Consider the following 18676-nt stretch of genomic DNA (forward strand, 5'->3'; position numbering starts at 1 on the left):
AATCATTCTCCCCTTTTCCCCGTTCAAGAATCAACACTGCATGCATATGCTACTAGCAGATATGTATATTTTAACAAATATTATGACGATTTTCGATAATAGAAATAATCGCAGTTTTGCCAAAGATATTGTAAAATGTTGACGTGTTTTAAACAATCTTAGTTGGGAACATTACAAATAAGAAACAGCATGTGGAGGTGTTTTATGATGAAAAAGAAGATGCTTTTATTCTCTGGTATTACAACAACGCTAGCCGCCGCTGCAACAGGTCTGTTCGGCTTCGCGCTTTCCAATAAATTAATGTATATCCAACAAAAAGACCCTGAATTTATACGGGAACGAGAAACGACCGCAAAGCGCTTTGATGAGGCTTGGTACAATAAAAACTTGAAATGTGAACTGAATATTGATTCTCCAAATGGCTATACAATTCGAGGCATTATGTTTCAGCCATTGCAAACAAATAACACGATCATCATTTGCCACGGTGTTACCGAAAATAAAATAAATTCCGTGAAATATGCTCGCCTTTTTGAAAGACTTGGCTATAATTCTGTTATATTTGACCACCGCCGTCATGGGGAATCTGGAGGCAAGACAACAAGCTATGGCTACTATGAGAAAAACGATCTTGATGCTGTAGTGAAAACAGTAAAAGTCATGATTGGGGAGGATGCTATTCTTGGTATTCATGGGGAATCGATGGGTGCTGCAACCATGCTCCTCTATGCAGGAACAGTCGAGGATGGCGCTGATTTTTATATCTCAGATTGTGCGTTCTCCGACTTTTCTATGTTACTCAAACAAATTGCAAAAACTGAATTTAAATATGGCTCCATTATTCCTATTCGTTTTGCTGACTTTTTTGTTCGTCTCAGAGATGGTTACTCATTTAAAAGTGTAACACCTGCAGAAGCTGTCACACATATTGAAAAACCTGTGCTCTTTATCCATAGTATTCCCGATACGTTTATTCCAGCTTCCATGTCACTTGATCTCTACAATAAAAAATCCGGTCCAAAAAAATTAAAACTTTTTGATACGGGAGCACATGCACAGTCCTTTAATGAAAATATGGATGAATATGAGGATTTAATTCATGATTTTTTAGACAATTTTATTTATCAAAAAATCAATCGAGATTCTTCTTCTTCCAATGTCATTCCATTCCATTTTTAGGGCATTGAAAAACCTTGCGTCATTTTACTCGCAAGGTTTTTATTTTATTCAATCTTCAAAAATAATATGCCATTCATCACGTTTCGCCAAAAACTCTTTTGCTAATGCTTGAGCCCCTTCTAAACTATGGCTAGCAGCCCAGCCACATTGCACTTCATTGCAGGCAGGCACTGCGGTTGCCTTTGTCACATCTGTAAATGTGTTCTCTAAAATAGCTAATAAATCCTCATAATCATTATGATTGATCAAGGACACATAGAAGCCTGTTTGACAACCCATTGGACTGAAATCAACAATATGATCAGAGTAATTACGGATAATGTCAGCAGATAAATGCTCCAAAGAATGTAATGCAGGCATTTCCATATGCTCTTTATTTGGCTGTTTAAAGCGAATATCGTATTTATATACTTCATCGCCATTTTTGCCAGTTTTAACACCAGCTAAACGAACATAAGGTGCCTTCACTTTTGTATGATCTAGATCAAAACTTTCTACATTTGTTTTTTCTTTTTGCAAAATACACAACTCCCTTCCATATAGTAACTCCATTATACATAGTTTCCCGATAGAGTTGTATGATTTTTAAGAATTATTCAAATACTATTAAAAATAAAAAAACAACTAGTTAAGCTTGAACTAGTTGCTCTGATCATTCCAAATTACTTCTGGAATTTATTCATTTGCGCCATCATTTGACGTACTTGCTTTTCAGACGGCGTACGACCCATTTGCGCCATCATCATACGAATCATTTGCTCATTAATAGGTGGGTTTTCTTTCAAATATTTCATCATAGCTTGACGAGCGAAATAGAAACCAAGTGCTGCGCCCGCTGCTAATGCGATAATTACGATAATAATCCAGCCCCATGTAGGCATACAACCAACCTCCTCCACTACAATATACCGAGAAAAAACTCTCCACGCTCCATTATACACCAAATAATAGCGTGTTACTATATATTGTAGTGAATTTTCCTAGTGCATTGTATACTTCATCGGCTTTAACCACCCACACTCATTATCCTGTTTATTAAAAGCAATAAAACGTTCACTCATTTTAGCAAGCATTTGAAATAAATCTAAATCTAGCATTCGCGAACCTTCACAATAAACACAAATTTTACGATCTACTAAATAAATAGCCATTTTACCTTTTATCGGATGTTCTAAAAACAAAGCATTACGAGCTCTTTCTAGGTGTGCATATTTGGAATCAAGTTGATGCTCTAACATGGCTGCAATCTCCTCAAAACGAACGGATTCACATATATATGCAAGCTCTTTTAAGGATTTCTCATTGGCATCTTCACAACCTTGCATCATCTCTAACAACTTACGCTCTCTGCCAAAAATAAACGTTAAATGCTCTTCTTTTATCTTATATATAGAATAGGTTCTCACCAGAAATCCTCCTTCGCTTAGTTTCTTTTTCATAAGTATAGCTCATTCAATCTTGTTTATTTGTCAAACGAAGGAGGGATCTCTCTTCTATTTTTGTCGAAAAAATTCTAGTTTCGGGTCTATAAATGACTTTATGACAAATGGTATTTTCAACCAAAAATAATTAATATTTTTCCAAAAACAAGAAAAAAAGCTTGTTAAACACGGCCAAAAACCTTTTATTGCGGTTGCTTAGATGACTCTCAGCCTCAAGACCTAGTTCAAAATCAATTTCGAGTCCGTTTTAGACAATCTTGTAAATAGGTAACATAAAGGTACAAACGAAAGGAGCTAAAACAAATGAAAAAATTTCTTTTATTAACTGGAGGCGTCATTGCAGCATGTGTTGCACTAGCGTTAATTGGACCACTGGCAGGGCTATTATTCTCTGGATTATTTGTAGCACTGGGCATGCACTTCTACATTGCTAGTAAGTCATCTTTCGGTAAAATTTTCTGGTTTACAGTTGGTCTAATCGGTGTCCTATCAGCAGTGTCTAACATTCCAGCAATGGTTGGTCTTGCTGCGATCGCCATTATCTATGTTATCTATAAAAAATGGAATGGAGAAGATGTAAAAATTCCAACAATTGAAGGAACAAAAGAAGAAGATCCGTTTACAAACTTCGAAAAAGAATGGTCAAATTTAACAAAATAAAAGGAGCGATTTTAAATGAACTTATTTCAACGTTTTAGATATACAGTAGAGGCAGACTTACATCAATTATTTGATAAGAAGGAACAAAAAAATCCGATTGCGATGTTAAATCAATACATTCGTGAAGCAGAAAAACAAACAGAACAAACAGGCAAATTATTAGAGCGACAAGGGCAATTAAAAGAAAAGCTAGAGCAAGAATATAAAGAAAACGCTGATTTACTAGCGAAACGTGAATCTCAATTAGCATTAGCAAAATCTAGCGGAGAGCAGGACTTAATTGATTTCGCTACGGATGAAGTAACAGCTTATTCAGCTCGTAACCTTACATTACAAGCGAGCATTGAAGCAAGTACTCGTGAATACTTCGAGCTCGAGCGTAAATTTGAAACAATGAAGCATAAAATTAAAGATATGAAAGTACGTCAATTACAGCTGATGGGGAAAGAAAATGTAACTCGCGCCCATCATCAAATGGATGGAATGATCGCCAAAAATAATAAAACAAACTTTGAAGATTTAGAAGCATATATCGATAAATTAGCTTATCAAATCGATAAAGACCATGAGCTTACAACTTTTGAGGCAAGACTGGCAGAATTAGAAAAAAAAGCAGTAGAAGAAAGCTCACCACTGCTAATTGAAAATAAATAACATGGTATAATGAAAGCAATGCGCCAACATTAAAAGGCGCATTCTTTCACGTTTAAGAATAGAGGGTCCCATTCCCTCTCTTATACTATTAGTAGAAGGAAGGGTGACCCTCATGCAAAATTTCACAACAAATAAGCTCACATTTTGGGTACTTTGCTTCTTTTTACTCGTCTTTGTGGAGCTAACTATATTTAATAATGGTGGCGCCTTCTGTTTATTGATTGGGGCTGTACTTCTTTATTTAAGTTTTTCCAAAAAAGTTCGATTTTTTAAATGGACAGGAATTTTCTTTATTGCTATTGCTTTGTTCACGATGTGGAGCTTACGTTTATTTATCGTCATCATGCTCTTATATATGCTCTATCAATACTTGCAAAGAGAAAACGAGCCAAAAGTAGTTGGTGCAGAGCTTTTTGAAAAGCTTCCTGCAATTAAAAATGACTTAATTGGCACAATGCCAGCGCCTATAGAAGCTTATAAATGGCAAGATGTACAAATTCAGCGCCTCGCTGGAGATATTACCATTGATACAACGCAAACGATTTTACCAGCTGGCACTAGTCTTATTACAATTCGACAAGGTATCGGTAAAGTTCAAATCTATGTTCCTTATGAAATTCCATTCCGTTTACAGTATACGACGTTATTTGGTGAGCTCTCCTGCTTACACGTAGGGCCGCAACGTATAGTAAATGAAAGTATTACTTTCTCAGACGGCAACCCTGAAGATGCTAAACGTGTACTAATTATTCATGTCGCAACCTGGCTTGGAGATTTGGAGGTGCTACGAAAATGATAGCCTTTATCTCAAGATTATTTACATTATTTTTTATTTTAATGAGTGCTGTTTTCGGTCTTCTTGTTGCACTATGGGGCAATCCTGATGAAAAAACATGGCAGCCCTTATGGCAGCAGAATTACGATAATATCCCTCTAGGTGGCATCATCATAGTTAGCCTGTTTATACTTAGCTTCCTGTTTGCCAGCTGGATCAGTATGACTGCAAGGGCACGAGAAGCGCAGGCAACACGAATAGTGAAACAATTGATCGAGCCTGATTTTGTTTTTCCTAAAAAACAAGCTCTTCCGAAATCGTTAAAAAAGGCACTTGTCCAAACGAGTGAATTAATCGATACGCAACGTAAAAGTCTACAGCGCTTGTCCAATGAACGGGCTGAGGCCAATGATAAAATTATTCAGGAGCGTATTATTGCTGAACGCCAACGACTAGCTAGAGAACTACATGATTCTGTGTCACAACAACTATTTGCTGCCTCTATGTTACTCTCCGCGTTAACTGAAAATGACGAACATGCTACTAGCTTAAAACAGGTGGAGAAAATTGTTCAGCAGGCACAGCTAGAAATGCGTGCATTACTGCTACACTTACGACCTGTAGCTTTACACAATAAAACATTGGCACAAGGCTTAGAGGAATTGATTATTGAACTTCAGCAAAAAGTTTATTTCCATATAGAATATGAATTAGAAGAAATGGCCTTAACTAAAGCAGAGGAAGATCATTTATTTCGTATTGCACAGGAGGCTCTCTCCAATACGCTGCGTCATGCCAAAGCAAGTGAGGTGGAATTACTTCTTGTGGCACGAGACGACTTAGCTATTTTACGAATTCAGGATAATGGTTTAGGCTTTAATGTGGAGGAAGATAAATCCACATCATACGGTTTACAAAATATAGCTGAACGAGCAGTTGAAATTGGCTGCACCTATAAAATTGTATCAGTGCCTGGTGAAGGAACAATTGTAGAGGTTAAAATTCCTTTACATAAGGAGGAGGTCAATGTCGATGATTCAAGTGCTCATAGTGGATGATCATGAAATGGTACGGATTGGTGTATCAGCCTATCTTTCAGCACAGCCAGATATTACGGTTGTAGGTGAGGCTGAGAACGGTAAAGAGGCTGTGGAACGTGCCCTAGCGCTAAGGCCAGATATTATTTTAATGGATAATGTGATGCCTGTTATGACAGGGGCAGAGGCAACAGTGGAAATATTAGCAGCATGGCCTGAGGCAAAAATCATGATGGTGACTAGCTTTTTAGATGATGACAAAGTATATCCTGCCTTAGAGGCTGGCGCGGTAAGCTATATTTTAAAAACATCTAATGCCAAACAAATTGCAGATGCTATTCGAAAAACGATGGGTGGCGAAACGGTATTAGAGCCAGAGGTCACTTCCAAAATGATGCACCGCATGCGCCACGGCAATAGTACGCCACTATACGAACAATTGACTGAACGTGAAATGGAAGTATTATTGCTGATGGCCCAGGGTAAAGCCAATCAGGAAATCGCTGATGAGCTATATATTGCCTTGAAAACGGTAAAAACACATGTTAGTAATATTCTAGCAAAGCTAGAAGTTCAAGATCGTACACAAGCCGTCGTCTACGCATTCCAAAATGGACTTGCTAAATAACCCTACATAAAAAAACTGCATGCTGACATGCAGTTTTTCGTGTTTTTAGAGGTATTTTAGGAGATCATTTACATGGTCCACAATATATGTAGGCTCTTCATTTTTTAACTCTTCTAGTGATCCAAAACCATATGTCACACCGATGGCATCGATTTGATTTTCCCGAGCGCCCATTAAATCATATTTTCGATCCCCAACCATAATAAATCGCTCTTTTGGATAGGAGTCAAACTGTTGAAGCACCTCTTCAATAATCTCACTTTTGTCAGACCGGGAACCATCTAAGTGGCTGCCTACGACAAGATCGAAATAGGACTCTAGCTGAAAATACTTTACGATTTGTTCTGCAAAGACAGTTGGTTTTGATGTGGCAATAGTCAGAATATATCCTCGTTGCTTTAAATGAGCTAACAAAGCTGGAATATCTTCATAGAGTTTATTTTCAAACATTCCCCTTTCCGTAAATCGTTCTCGGTAATCTCTAATTGCTTGCGTTATTTGTGTATCATTGAAGCCATAGATTTCTTGAAAAGATACCTGTAATGGTGGTCCGATGAATGGTTCCAGTTCATCCAAATCATTCACCATGACGCCCGCTTTCTGTAAAGCATACTGCACTGATTTAGTGATTCCTATTTTAGGATCAGATAATGTTCCATCTAAGTCAAATAACACAACTTTATAGTTCTTCATTCGCTCACCCTTTTTATGGAGTTTTTACATACTGTGTTTGCCGCTAAAAAAAGTACCACAACACTCAGTTGATGTTTTTTTCACTGAGTGTTGTGGTATTTGTTATAAATTATAGTGCTTTCACTTTTGCTACTACGTTTTCAACAGTGAAGCCGTATTTTTCCATTACTAATTCACCCGGAGCAGATGCACCGAACTTATCAATTGCTAGAACATCGCCTTCAAAGCCAGTATATTTATGCCAGCCGAATGATGCCCCCATTTCAATTGCAAGACGTTTTGTAACAGCTTTTGGTAGAACAGATTCTTTGTAAGCGGCGTCTTGTTTTTCGAAGCGATCCATAGATGGCATAGAAACCACTGCTACATCTACACCGTCTGCTTTTAATGCTTTTTGTGCTTCGACAGCAAGGGAAACCTCAGAGCCTGTTGCAATTAAAATAGCATCTGCCACTTCTTTTGTAGCTGGAGACACTGTGTAAGCACCCTTTGCTACGCCCTCACGTACGGTTTCAATAGAAGCGTCAAGAACAGGTAAGTTTTGACGAGATAATACAAGAACAGTTGGTGTTTTTTCTGCTGCTACTGCAAGCTCCCACGCAACTGCTGATTCATTTGCATCCGCAGGGCGAATAACAGAGAGGTTTGGCATTGCACGTAATGATGCAAGGTGTTCGATTGGTTCATGTGTTGGGCCATCTTCCCCTACTGCAATCGAATCATGTGTGAATACATATGTTACAGGAAGACCCATTAATGCAGATAGACGAATTGCTGGACGAACGTAATCAGAGAATACGAAGAATGTACCACCGAATACATTTAAACCACCGTGAAGAGCCATTCCGTTCATAGCAGCACCCATTGCAAATTCACGAACACCGAACCAGATGTTACGTCCAGCATAGTTGTCTGCTGAGAAATCTCCTGCACCCTTCATCGTTGTTTTATTGGAGCCAGCAAGGTCAGCTGAACCACCAAAGAATGAAGGTGTTTTCTTCGCAATAGCATTAATTGCATCGCCTGAAGAAGAACGAGTTGCTACAGATTTACCTGCTTCATATACTGGTAACTCAGAAGCAAAGTCTTCTGGTAATTCACCATTCATCGCTTTCTCGAATTGAGCTGCTAACGCTGGGAATTCTTCTTTGTATGCAGCAAATTTTGCATTCCAAGCTTCCTCTGGCTGTGCGCCTTGCACTTCAGCAGCCGCATTAAATGTATCGTAAACTTCTGCAGGAATTTGGAACGGTTCATGTGCCCACTCATAAGCAGCCTTCGTTAAGACAACTTCATCTGTACCAAGAGGTGCACCGTGAGAATCTGCTTTACCAGATTTATTTGGAGAACCAAAACCAATCACTGTTTTCACTTCAATTAATGTTGGCTTGCCAGTAGATTTTTTGGCTTCTTCAATGGCTGCATTAATAGCATCTACATCTGTACCATCTGCCACTTTTAAATAATTCCAACCATAAGATGCAAAGCGTTTTTGAACGTTTTCTGAAAATGACTTTTCTAAGTCACCATCTAAAGAAATATCATTAGAATCGTAAAGCACGATTAATTTTTCAAGTTTTAAGTGACCAGCTAATGAAATCGCCTCTGCTGCTACACCTTCCATTAAGTCCCCATCGCCACATAACGCAAATGTGTAGTGGTCAACAATGTCATGACCTGGTTTATTGTAAGTAGCCGCTAAATGGCGCTCAGCCATTGCCATACCAACAGTCATAGCGATTCCTTGTCCAAGAGGACCAGTTGTTGCCTCTACCCCTACTGTATGACCATATTCAGGATGTCCTGGTGTTAATGAATCCCATTGGCGGAAGTTTTGAATTTCTTCCATTGGTAAACCATAGCCTCCAAGGTGAAGTAAGCTGTATAAAAGCATTGAACCATGGCCTGCTGACAGTACAAAACGATCACGGTTAAACCATTTTGGATTTGCTGGATTATGGCGTAATTGTTTTGTCCAAAGCGTATAAGCCATTGGCGCTGCTCCCATTGGTAAACCTGGGTGACCAGAATTTGCTTTTTCAATAGCATCGATTGACAAAGTTCGGATAGCATTAATTGCTAAAAGATCCGCGTGTTGAGTCATTATATTGTGACATCCTTTCTCGTCCTATATATTGTTCTTTTACAGTTTAGTCAACATTGCTTTAGAAAACAATGCTTTTTGTTATACTATTTGCGTTTTCATACATACTTTATTGAATTGTGTCACATTAATTTAGAAATTTATTTTTTTGTGCTTGTTTTACCTTCTCAGGCGTTACATCATTTCCTTCGGCATCGACCACTTTAACGTTTTCAATCGTATCTCGCATCGTTGCTCTAAACGTATCTAAATACTCCTTGCGAAGCGCTGTGCGCTCCTTTGCTTCTTCCTCTGTTAATTGTCCGCTTTTCGCTTTAGCAGATAATTCATTAATTCGGTTAATTTTTTCCTTTGATAACATGGTTACACACCTTTCAGTACCTAGCTTAATGACCTCAGTATGCAAAGTATAGCATGGTTTCCCTTAAAATGCAGTTATACCAACCCTTAAAAACACTTCTTAGCCATTATTTACATGACTTCCAGAAGTTAGAGGTGTATAACTAATAATAATAGGAAAAATTTGATAGATAATAGGAGGAGCTACCATGAACATCACAACACCTAGACTACTTATTCGAACATTTGAAGCCCAAGATTGGCAGGCTGTTTATAGCTATATGTCCGACAAAACGGTCATGCACTATATGCCAGAAGGTGTGTTGAATGAAGATCAGGTTCAACATTTCATAACAGAGAATAGCACCGAGCAAGCAAAACATTTCGCCATTGTTTTATGTGAACAACAGCGAGTCATTGGTCATCTTGTTTTCCACAAATACTTTGGCGACCATACGTATGAAATTGGATGGGTTATGAATCCTGCCTATCACAATCATGGTTATGCTTCTGAAGCTGCTCAGGCCCTATTAGATCACGGTTTTAATAAAATGAAACTTCATCGAATTATTGCCACATGCCAGCCAGAGAATATTGCTTCTTACCGAGTCATGGAGAAAATCGGGATGCGCCGAGAAGGATTTTTTAAAAAATGCATACCTCATGGAGAGACTTGGTGGGATGAATACTATTACGCTATTTTAGAGGAAGAATGGAACGATCTAAAGCTAAGAGGTGTGTGAAATGAAGAAAACTGCGGTGTTATTATACCCACAATTTAGTGAATATGAATTGAGTGTTGCTTTGTCCATATTAATGCAAGGCGGTAAACCCATCATCACACTAGGATCGAATACCAAACCTATCAGAGGAGAATCTGGTTTAAATTGTATAGCTGATTTATCCGTGAATGAAATAGAGCTTGACGATATTGATAGTCTACTATTACCAGGCTGTATGGATATTTCTACATTACAACTTGAAGAGAGCTTACTAGATTTCATTCGTTATCTATCTGCAAAAGGAGGAATGATTGCCAGTATTTCTAGCTCCCCTTACCTCTTGGCAAAAGCAGGTGTCTTAAAAAACAAGAAATATACAGTAGGACTACCTTTTGATGGTATGAAGCAGTTAGAGTGCTTTGAGCTTCATAACTATTCAGATGAACTAGTGGTACAAGATGGAAATATCATTACAGCAAGAGGAAGAGGTTTTATTCCTTTCGGTATTTGTTTCGGGCATGCGTTAAAGCTAAATTTTGATGAAAATTGGTATTAAGTGATGATTTAAAACCCAAATGTCCAATTAATCGGGCATTTCATGTTGTTGAAAAATGATGTCATTAGTAGAATGAGACCTTTTAACAAGGCTGTGGGTGATTTCCGTTCCGCCAGCGTGCCACAGGAAAGCAAGTAGCCTGCAACGGAAATCCATTCTACCCTTCAATTGACTGTTTTGTTTTTCACACTGAAAAATGTCCAATCAGTTGGACATTTTTCGATTCTTATCTTACGATATATGTCTAATACTTTAGACAAAATGGAGGGATAATTCTGAAGAACATTATCAAAATTTTAAGAAAAAAATTAGGCATAACACAAGCTGCTCTTGCAAAAGAATGTGGAGTTGTGAGACAGACCATTAATAGTGTTGAAAATGATAAATATGATCCGACCCTAGAATTAGCTTTTAAGATTGCTAAGGTTCTCAATAGCCGTATTGATGAGGTATTTATCTATGACTAAATTTCACCCAAATTATATGATTACAATGAAGGACTTCGTGAAAGAACACTCGACAATTTTAAGAAAACAAACTCAAGAAGTGCCGATACCCGTGACCACTGTGGACCGTAATACCCTCCTAGCCATGCTACAATATCTGAAAAATAGCCAAAATCCAACGCTAGCAAAAAAATATAAACTTCGCCCTGGAAGTGGACTCTCTGCTAATCAAATTGGCGTAAATAAACGCATGTTTGCTGTACTCTTTGATGACCAAGAAATGATGCTGATTAACCCTAAAATAATCAGTCATTCCCTTAATATGATTTATCTTCCGGAGGGAGAAGGCTGTCTATCTGTAAATCGACCTGTCCCTGGTTTTGTACCGAGATATGAGAGAATTAAAGTCAAAGCTTACGACATCGATGGACATGAAAGCATTGTACAGTTACAGGGCTATGGGGCCATCGTTGTACAGCATGAAATCGATCATTTAAATGGCATCATGTTTTATGACCGAATAAATAAAGAGCACCCTTTCCAACTGCCTAATCATGTTATTATCGAAAGCTTTTCTTCCATTCAGTAGTTTTTTACAGAAAAAAATTAGCAGGAATATTACTTTCCTGCTAATCTTTCTTGGTGCTCTTGGAAACGACGATGTACAGTCGCCTTACTTACCTCAAAGCCTAACCCTCTAAGCGTTATAGAAATTTCTTCAAAGGTAAATCCACGTTTGCGTAGCTTCACAATTTCCTCTACAGGTAGATCTTTTCGCTCCTGCCCCTGAGGATTACCTCGGTTCGATAAATTATTTTCTGGACGATAACCATTTTCTACAGCACGTCGCATACCTCGTCGAATTTTAGCATTATGGATTCTACGCTGATATTCCTCTACGATTGCTAAAATTTCAAGCAGCATCGTATCCATTTCATTTAATTGGACTGGGCCTGCATCACGCATAGAAAAAACATCAGTTGCTGACTTTTGTAATAAATGTAATACAGCCATCCTTGCATTGCCTCGTCCTAAACGAGTTTCATCTTGGACAAAAAGAGCATTAATGTTCTTGTCTTTTATAAAATCAAGCATTTCTAGTAAGCCTTCACGTTCTACATCATAGCCACTATGTTGATCTTTAAACACGCCCTTCACCGCATAGCCTTGCTCTTTAGCATAGCGCAGCAACTCTTCCTGCTGGCGCTCTAATGAGGAGCTTTGTGTTTCTTTTTCAGTGCTTACGCGACAATAGACAACAGCCGATAGTTGATTATTTATCATTGTTCATTTCTCGCAATTTCGATAGTATTGATGGGACTGGCTTGATCACTCACAACAGGAATAACTAGAGATTTTCCCGCTACAATTTTAATATCTGCTAGTTCATTTTCAGTTTTTACAAGCTTTATCCAATCATCAGTACTCATTTTACCACGATATTGCTCGGCTAACGACCACAAGCTATCCCCATGTTCAATTTCAATTTCTGCGTAACTAACTTTTCCTGGATCTGTAATGTAAAGGTATGCTGCAAATAATAAACAAGCTCCTATTAAAATTGAGATATGTGTGTTTTTCTTAAACCATGTCATAATCATTACCCCTTTTTAAGAATGTTTGTTCGGAATGTATGTTCCCATAATAAAGCGAACAAACGTTTTTGTCAAACACTTTTCGAACCTATGTTTGCATACGTGTTCGCATTCTGTTATACTATCAAATAAGAAGATGATTTTAGAAAAAAAGAGGTGAGCACTCATGAAAAAAGTTTCGAAAAGACAAGAGGACATTTTAGCTTTCATTAAGGAAGAGGTACGAGCTAAAGGATATCCACCATCAGTACGCGAAATTGGTGAAGCAGTTGGACTTGCTTCCAGTTCAACTGTTCATGGACATTTAGCTCGATTAGAACAAAAAGGCTTTATTCGTCGAGATCCAACAAAGCCACGTGCAATTGAAATTTTAGAGCCTGAAGAATCCATCCAAAAGCAACAGGTGATCCATGTTCCACTTGTCGGGAAGGTTACAGCTGGTTCTCCAATTACAGCAATTGAAAACATTGAAGAATACTTCCCATTACCCGATACGTACGGCACAAGTGAAGATCAATTGTTCATGCTAGAAATTATGGGAGAATCAATGATTGAAGCTGGGATTTTAGATGGAGATTTAGTCATTGTAAAACAAAAGGCAACAGCTAATAATGGGGATATTGTTGTAGCTATGACAGCTGAAGATGAAGCAACTGTAAAACGTTTCTTTAAAGAGAAAAACCATTTCCGTTTACAGCCTGAAAATTCTTCTATGGAACCTATTATTGTGGATCAAGTTTCTATTTTAGGACAAGTTGTAGGTCTTTACAGACGTGTACATTAACGATTAAAGCAGGTTTTGAGGATTATGTTCCTTTTAAGAGCATGTATCCTCTTTTTTACGCAAAAAAAGAATCCACATCCGATTGGATTCTTTGTACAATGCCTCTTCTAAGCTTCCTTCTTAAATTTTATGCTCGCTTCCACAAAGGCTGAAAATAGCTTTTGGGCACTCTCATCTCCTGCTATGGCTAGTTCCTCAGGATGCCACTGAACAGCCAAGCAAAATGGCATCTCCTCATGAACTACCGCTTCGATAATACCGTCGCTGGATTTTGCTGCTACTTTTAATTTTTCTGCTAACACATTCACCGCTTGATGATGAAATGAATTCACTGCTATCTTCTCTTGTTCAACGATAGTCGCTAATAGATTGTCAGCAATAATCTGTACAGAATGGGTAGCTACAGCTCGACCTGATTGTTGCATATGTTGAAGTAATTTAGTGCTAAAATGATCACTATCAATATCCTGATATAAGGTACCACCTAAAGCAACATTTAGCATTTGAATTCCTCGACAGATCCCGAAAATAGGCATCTTCCGTTGGAATGCGGCTTCAATTAATGCTAACTCGACCGTATCTCGCGCGGGGTGAATTTTCCCAAGCTTTAATGAAGGCTCAGCCCCGAATAGAAATGGGTGCACATCATAACCACCAGATAATAATAAACCGTCTGTAAGGGCTAAAATCTGTGCTGCCTCTTCTTCTACCCCAATTGGAATAATCAATGGAATTCCACCAGCTTCAATGATGCTTTTGCTGTAAGCCACATTTAATCGAGAGGATAAATCATCCTCAACAAAGGCTGTAATACCAATAATCGGTTTCACTTGCTTCCCTCCATATTCCTGAAAATTGAACAATTACCAAAAGCCTAGATACCAATTGATTAATCGATCGCCATAGAAATAAACAATAACTGCGGCCAATGCAATAGATGGCCCAAACGGAATGGGTGTTTTTCTCCCCTGTTTGTTTTTCGATAACATGGTAATCCCGACAATCATACCAATCACTGCAGCTAAAAATAGCGTTAACAGTGTATCAATCGTACCCAGAACGAGACCAATTAAAAAGAATAATTTAATATCGCCTCCACCCATGCCACCGTTCGATAGCACAGCAATGATATATAATATGCCAAAACCAACCACAGCACCCACAAGAGAGTCCCACCACGGTGTTAATGGTGACAGCACTCGTCCAATAGCTAGCAAAGGTAAAAAGAATACTAACACCTTATCTGGAATTAGCATATAGGCTAAATCTGATACAACGATAATAACTAATAAGGAGATAAAAAAGAGGGCTACTATCAATTCTATGCCCCAGCCTAACTGCCCATAAGCAAAGGCAAATAATACACCTGTCATTAATTCTATGACTGGGTAAACCCAAGAAATTTTATTGCCACAACCACGACATTTTCCTCCTAACAATACATAAGACAAAACTGGTACTAAATCAAGCGCCGTCAGTCGTCTCTGACATTTTGGACAATGTGAAGGAGGATGTACAATCGACTCCTTCTGTGGTACACGTAAGCCAACTACATTATAAAAAGAGCCAAAGACAAGTCCAAATAAAAAAATAAAGATCGTATAAGCCATTTCCAATTTTATGTCCTCCTAAACCAATAGGCGCCCATACAAATGCAGTATGGTGCGCCTATCAATAAAGTTATTGTTGTTCTTCGTAATAGAACGTTGTCACTTGCACTGTTGCCTTTAACGTAAGATCTGCATCTTTCTCAAGCTGTGCCTGCTCTCCAGGCAATTTAAATTCAATCTTATCGGTTTTCATGACACGCTCTAATTGTTCAACCTCCTGTAAAAAGCTTTCAAGAGAATTAAAATCAAGCGCACCCACCTCTAATATAAAAGTAACAAGCTTTAAATTAGTTGGTAAAGAGTCCTCCGAAAGAGAGGCAATCGGTGTAATACTCTCCTTGTTCTCCTGATCACCATTGACCTCTGCTTCAGCCTGCTCCAACATATTAAGATCATTCGATACATCTGAAGGTGTCACAGTGCCGTCCTCACCTTGAACAGTTAAAGACAGTATACGAGTTCCTGTCACCTCTTCAATCTCAGCTAAATCAAGAATAATCTTTTCAACGGCTCTTGTTGCAGGTAGCTTTTGTCTTAAGGCTAATATATTGATAGTAGGCTGTCCCTGCTCTTTGTCTAATTGTGCTAGTTGTTCTTTGACACTAGCTAATTCTTGCTGCACCTGCAATACATTACTCTCTTTTTCATTCACTTCATCCAATTTTGGTGAAAGCAAATAATAATACAGCGCAAATAAAATAGCAGCTATCAGCGCCAGTAACAAGATCATAGATGAATTTTTACTACTCGTTAATTTATTCATGAGCGTCGTCCTCCAGCTAAATACATAAAATCGATTGTCGCTGTAATGGACACTGAATATCGCGGTACTTCTTTAAATTTTTGTTGGGGTGTTAACACCCTTTGTTCACCTAGCTCTATTTCAAAGTTTGAGACAGTGTTAATTTGAGCATCTGTAAAATAGCTACTCATTAAAAGTCGCTCCACATATTTCGATATATCTGTCATCGTTTCAAAATCCACTTCAATATTCACCGAGTTCTCTCCGAAAACATAGCTACGTAAATAGGATTGAGTTGGTAATAAAGTTTTTGTTTCATCAATTAACGGTGTTACAGGATAAGAAACGCTTTGTATAAAAGTTACTGAATCTTCCAACGAACCCTGATCGACATTTTGTCGTGCGTCTAGCTCTTGCTGCAATTGATCAAGCTGTGTTGTTAATGCCTGTTCCTCTGCAGTCAATCGTGACAATTCACTTTTGGATGTAAAAAATAAAAAAAGTAAATAAGCTACAATAAGTCCCACAATGACAATCACCAAGCTATAAAAAAGCTTGGGAGAGGTTGTTCTTTTTTCAAGTTGTGGTAAGAGGTTTATATCTGGAACCATTAACGAACCTCCTTCAAAGCTAAGCCAAGCAACGTTGAAAATTCTCGCTTAAAGCGAGGAAACGATTTCTCAATTTTTTTCCCATCGACAACCCTTAGTGGTGGTTCTAAATTAGAAGCGAGTAAGTTCCCAATTGATTTCAATAGTGGGTTATCGCCAAGCATGATAATTTCATCCACTGTTTTTTCACCTTTATGTAAAGAAAACTTAAAGAAATTCATCATCCGATCAATCTCTAAAACCTGATCCATTACGACCATTTGATAATTCTCTGATTCGCCATTATAAATAAATTGATAGCTAAACTCATTCTCTTTCTTTCCCAGCCATTGCGTCATATCTACTTCAATGGTTTGATAGCGCAAAAACTCCACTTGGCCATTGGAAAAAATACTGATGGAGAGTTCATTAATTGACCATTCTGCAATTAAATAGGTTTTATTAGGCATTAATAAGGACATGTGCTCTAATAAACGTATATTACAAAGCGCACGAATATCGGCAGCTTCGGGTTCTAATGAAACATCTAACAGCATCCCTACCAGTTTCGTAATCTCTTCAGAAGGTGCAGCAAATAAGATAGCCTTGCCGTCCTCGGCATCTGCATCATACACATCAATTAAAGGGTCTTGAAATGGTAAATGAATAGAATGTCCCAATTCCATTTCAGCATATCCTCGTAATTCCTGAGGCTTTACATCTTTAGGGTGCTCAAAGTTTTTCAATAGAACCGTCGTATCAGGGACAAACATACGAACAGCCTGTTTTTTCCCTGTCCATTTCATTACTTGCTCTTTAATCACCTCAAAAAGAGCTACCTCATCGATAATAGTTCCATTTTCAACGATTCCAGCTGCTAAAGGGTATTCATAGCCCTGCCACTGATTAGGCTCTGGTCCTTTCGCCACAATCGCACGCAGCACATAATCCTTCAGTTCAATCGAAACATGCGACTTTCTTTTTCTCTTAAACATGTGAAAAGACCTCCTTATCCTATTCAGTATAATCGATTTTTTCTATTAGTCATCCATTTCCCAGCCAGAAACGCAAATTTTCTTGCGCTTCTGAGTGGGTTGGGAGGACTGATTATGGCTTTGGAGTATCTGGAGTAGTCGCAGGTTTTTCTCCTGCGCTTGTTAATGCTTCATTTAATTCTTTTTCAGTTACTTCAGTTTTTCCTAATTTGAGATTAGTTTTCATACTATCAAATTTAGGATACTCAATTGACCATGCGTCCTTTTCAAAAGTAACTGAAGTACCTGTTAAATCAATTCCATCTACAAATGGTTTTAATGCCTCTGCATCACATTTACCATCAGTACAAGCCCCATCAATATAAGCAATCTTTGCCCCTGAGAGAATATTTGATGCTTCCGCTAAAATTGCACGGTCCTTCGACTTATTGATAATATTACCAATTGCAGGTACAGCGATTGCTGCGATAATTGCTAGGATAACAATTACAGCTAATAGTTCAACTAATGTTAAACCTTTCTCATTTTTCAATAGTTTTTTATTTTTCCATTTTTTTAACATAATGAAATCCTCCTTAATAGTTTTATATGAAGTGTGTGTACACGCGCTTCTGAACATTATGGCGAAGCTGCACAATCTCGCCCTATACATTTGCCACCAGTTCCCTTGCTGCCCTTACGAATATCGTCTGCAATATGCTGTAAGGTGGCATTATCAAAATTAATATATTTTCCATTGCTGTAATAAATCGCATGCGCATTGAAGTAGTAGGTGCCCTCGATAAATTGAACATTGGCACTCTGACCTTCTTTATCTGCCTCTAATATTTTACCGGCACTGTCTAGATACCCGTCGGATACTAATTTTTCCACTTCGACGATTTGCCATTGATCAGCGGTTGGATGCTCCATAAAATAAAACTGCGCAGCATGAATAACATTAATGGCATCTGCTTTTAATGCCTTATAACGTGAATTATCAATGACATTACTTATAGCTGGAATTGCAATGGCAGCAACGATAGCTAGAATAACAATGACTGCCAATAACTCGACTAATGTCAAGCCCTTTTCGTTCTTTACCCTAATTTCCATGTCCAGTCTCTCCTTTAATACTTAACCATG

General features: G+C 38.1%; 26 protein-coding genes. 11 read left to right on the forward strand and 15 right to left on the reverse strand.

Translation table 11 applies throughout. The features are described 5' to 3' along the window. Positions 1–207: 207 nt before the first annotated feature. The gene (locus tag JIN86_RS07370) at positions 208–1179 is read left to right on the forward strand and encodes an alpha/beta hydrolase (RefSeq protein ID WP_202341684.1); all 972 of its coding nucleotides are present in this window, start codon (positions 208–210) and stop codon (positions 1177–1179) included. Between the two features lie 48 nt (positions 1180–1227). On the opposite strand, the gene JIN86_RS07375 is transcribed toward JIN86_RS07370, so the two are convergent. The 3 genes from JIN86_RS07375 to sirA all read right to left on the reverse strand — a co-directional run bounded on the left by JIN86_RS07375 (position 1228) and on the right by sirA (position 2585). After that, entirely contained in the window at positions 1228–1731 is a 504-nt protein-coding gene (locus JIN86_RS07375) for an S-ribosylhomocysteine lyase (RefSeq protein ID WP_048391314.1), read from the reverse strand. Between the two features lie 110 nt (positions 1732–1841). Then, entirely contained in the window at positions 1842–2060 is a 219-nt protein-coding gene (locus JIN86_RS07380) for a YneF family protein (protein ID WP_004232154.1), read from the reverse strand. A 99-nt stretch (positions 2061–2159) separates the two neighbouring features. After that, entirely contained in the window at positions 2160–2585 is a 426-nt protein-coding gene (gene sirA, locus JIN86_RS07385; RefSeq protein ID WP_004232148.1) for a sporulation inhibitor of replication protein SirA, read from the reverse strand. A gap of 339 nt (positions 2586–2924) precedes the next feature. On the opposite strand from sirA, the gene JIN86_RS07390 reads away from it, so the two are divergent. The 5 genes from JIN86_RS07390 to JIN86_RS07410 all read left to right on the forward strand — a co-directional run bounded on the left by JIN86_RS07390 (position 2925) and on the right by JIN86_RS07410 (position 6375). Further along, positions 2925–3281, forward strand: a complete 357-nt coding sequence (locus JIN86_RS07390) for a lmo0954 family membrane protein (RefSeq protein ID WP_004232145.1) — start codon at positions 2925–2927, stop codon at positions 3279–3281. A gap of 15 nt (positions 3282–3296) precedes the next feature. Further along, the gene (locus JIN86_RS07395; protein WP_009370701.1) at positions 3297–3935 is read left to right on the forward strand and encodes a PspA/IM30 family protein; all 639 of its coding nucleotides are present in this window, start codon (positions 3297–3299) and stop codon (positions 3933–3935) included. 112 nt (positions 3936–4047) lie between these two features. After that, complete coding sequence (liaF, locus tag JIN86_RS07400) at positions 4048–4731, forward strand: cell wall-active antibiotics response protein LiaF (protein ID WP_004232142.1); 684 nt, start codon at positions 4048–4050, stop codon at positions 4729–4731. Continuing rightward, positions 4728–5768: a sensor histidine kinase gene (locus JIN86_RS07405; RefSeq protein WP_202341602.1), complete on the forward strand. Its 1041-nt coding sequence runs from the start codon at positions 4728–4730 to the stop codon at positions 5766–5768. Before liaF ends, JIN86_RS07405 begins: the two co-directional genes overlap by 4 nt. Then, positions 5743–6375: a response regulator transcription factor gene (locus JIN86_RS07410; protein ID WP_009370700.1), complete on the forward strand. Its 633-nt coding sequence runs from the start codon at positions 5743–5745 to the stop codon at positions 6373–6375. Before JIN86_RS07405 ends, JIN86_RS07410 begins: the two co-directional genes overlap by 26 nt. A 45-nt stretch (positions 6376–6420) precedes the next feature. On the opposite strand, the gene JIN86_RS07415 is transcribed toward JIN86_RS07410, so the two are convergent. The 3 genes from JIN86_RS07415 to JIN86_RS07425 all read right to left on the reverse strand — a co-directional run bounded on the left by JIN86_RS07415 (position 6421) and on the right by JIN86_RS07425 (position 9533). Next, entirely contained in the window at positions 6421–7068 is a 648-nt protein-coding gene (locus tag JIN86_RS07415; protein WP_004232135.1) for an HAD family hydrolase, read from the reverse strand. Between the two features lie 109 nt (positions 7069–7177). Next, on the reverse strand, positions 7178–9172 hold the full coding sequence (tkt, locus tag JIN86_RS07420) for a transketolase (RefSeq protein ID WP_004232134.1): 1995 nt from the start codon (positions 9170–9172) through the stop codon (positions 7178–7180). Between the two features lie 127 nt (positions 9173–9299). Beyond that, positions 9300–9533 carry a DUF896 domain-containing protein gene (locus tag JIN86_RS07425; RefSeq protein WP_004232132.1) on the reverse strand — a complete coding sequence of 78 codons (234 nt, stop codon included), beginning with the start codon at positions 9531–9533 and terminating at the stop codon, positions 9300–9302. A gap of 187 nt (positions 9534–9720) precedes the next feature. Between JIN86_RS07425 and JIN86_RS07430 the strand changes: the two genes are divergently transcribed. The 4 genes from JIN86_RS07430 to def all read left to right on the forward strand — a co-directional run bounded on the left by JIN86_RS07430 (position 9721) and on the right by def (position 11824). Continuing rightward, positions 9721–10254: a GNAT family N-acetyltransferase gene (locus tag JIN86_RS07430; protein ID WP_202341603.1), complete on the forward strand. Its 534-nt coding sequence runs from the start codon at positions 9721–9723 to the stop codon at positions 10252–10254. A 1-nt stretch (position 10255) separates the two neighbouring features. Further along, a complete protein-coding gene (locus tag JIN86_RS07435; RefSeq protein WP_202341604.1) occupies positions 10256–10789 on the forward strand; it encodes a DJ-1/PfpI family protein in 534 nt (177 codons plus the stop codon). A 275-nt stretch (positions 10790–11064) separates the two neighbouring features. Further along, positions 11065–11256, forward strand: a complete 192-nt coding sequence (locus JIN86_RS07440) for a helix-turn-helix transcriptional regulator (protein WP_202341685.1) — start codon at positions 11065–11067, stop codon at positions 11254–11256. Next, positions 11249–11824 carry a peptide deformylase gene (gene def / locus JIN86_RS07445; RefSeq protein ID WP_004232124.1) on the forward strand — a complete coding sequence of 192 codons (576 nt, stop codon included), beginning with the start codon at positions 11249–11251 and terminating at the stop codon, positions 11822–11824. The genes JIN86_RS07440 and def overlap by 8 nt, the downstream gene beginning before the upstream one ends. Before the next feature lie 29 nt (positions 11825–11853). Here the strand turns inward: def and JIN86_RS07450 are convergent, their stop codons facing one another. Together JIN86_RS07450 and yneA are read right to left on the reverse strand one after the other, a co-directional pair. Then, on the reverse strand, positions 11854–12519 hold the full coding sequence (locus tag JIN86_RS07450) for a YneB family resolvase-like protein (RefSeq protein WP_004232122.1): 666 nt from the start codon (positions 12517–12519) through the stop codon (positions 11854–11856). Then, positions 12516–12830 carry a cell division suppressor protein YneA gene (gene yneA, locus JIN86_RS07455; protein WP_004232120.1) on the reverse strand — a complete coding sequence of 105 codons (315 nt, stop codon included), beginning with the start codon at positions 12828–12830 and terminating at the stop codon, positions 12516–12518. The genes JIN86_RS07450 and yneA overlap by 4 nt, the downstream gene beginning before the upstream one ends. A 166-nt stretch (positions 12831–12996) precedes the next feature. Here yneA and lexA point away from each other — a divergent pair, with 166 nt between their 5' ends. Further along, the gene (lexA, locus tag JIN86_RS07460; protein ID WP_004232118.1) at positions 12997–13614 is read left to right on the forward strand and encodes a transcriptional repressor LexA; all 618 of its coding nucleotides are present in this window, start codon (positions 12997–12999) and stop codon (positions 13612–13614) included. 107 nt (positions 13615–13721) lie between these two features. Here the strand turns inward: lexA and JIN86_RS07465 are convergent, their stop codons facing one another. From JIN86_RS07465 to JIN86_RS07495, 7 genes are all read right to left on the reverse strand, one after another. Further along, on the reverse strand, positions 13722–14444 hold the full coding sequence (locus JIN86_RS07465) for a gamma-glutamyl-gamma-aminobutyrate hydrolase family protein (RefSeq protein WP_004232116.1): 723 nt from the start codon (positions 14442–14444) through the stop codon (positions 13722–13724). 33 nt (positions 14445–14477) lie between these two features. Then, the gene (locus JIN86_RS07470) at positions 14478–15230 is read right to left on the reverse strand and encodes a prepilin peptidase (RefSeq protein ID WP_202341605.1); all 753 of its coding nucleotides are present in this window, start codon (positions 15228–15230) and stop codon (positions 14478–14480) included. 64 nt (positions 15231–15294) lie between these two features. After that, entirely contained in the window at positions 15295–15987 is a 693-nt protein-coding gene (locus tag JIN86_RS07475) for a hypothetical protein (RefSeq protein ID WP_202341606.1), read from the reverse strand. Continuing rightward, positions 15984–16577: a PilN domain-containing protein gene (locus JIN86_RS07480; protein WP_202341607.1), complete on the reverse strand. Its 594-nt coding sequence runs from the start codon at positions 16575–16577 to the stop codon at positions 15984–15986. Before JIN86_RS07480 ends, JIN86_RS07475 begins: the two co-directional genes overlap by 4 nt. After that, entirely contained in the window at positions 16577–17551 is a 975-nt protein-coding gene (pilM, locus tag JIN86_RS07485; RefSeq protein ID WP_066036585.1) for a type IV pilus biogenesis protein PilM, read from the reverse strand. Before pilM ends, JIN86_RS07480 begins: the two co-directional genes overlap by 1 nt. A 112-nt stretch (positions 17552–17663) precedes the next feature. Further along, positions 17664–18113 carry a prepilin-type N-terminal cleavage/methylation domain-containing protein gene (locus JIN86_RS07490; RefSeq protein ID WP_202341608.1) on the reverse strand — a complete coding sequence of 150 codons (450 nt, stop codon included), beginning with the start codon at positions 18111–18113 and terminating at the stop codon, positions 17664–17666. Positions 18114–18169: 56 nt separating this feature from the next. Further along, positions 18170–18646 carry a prepilin-type N-terminal cleavage/methylation domain-containing protein gene (locus JIN86_RS07495; protein WP_054550585.1) on the reverse strand — a complete coding sequence of 159 codons (477 nt, stop codon included), beginning with the start codon at positions 18644–18646 and terminating at the stop codon, positions 18170–18172. Between the last annotated feature and the right edge of the window lie 30 nt (positions 18647–18676).

Source organism: Lysinibacillus sp. HST-98 (assembly GCF_016757845.1).
Classification (GTDB): Bacteria; Bacillota; Bacilli; order Bacillales_A; family Planococcaceae; genus Lysinibacillus; species Lysinibacillus capsici.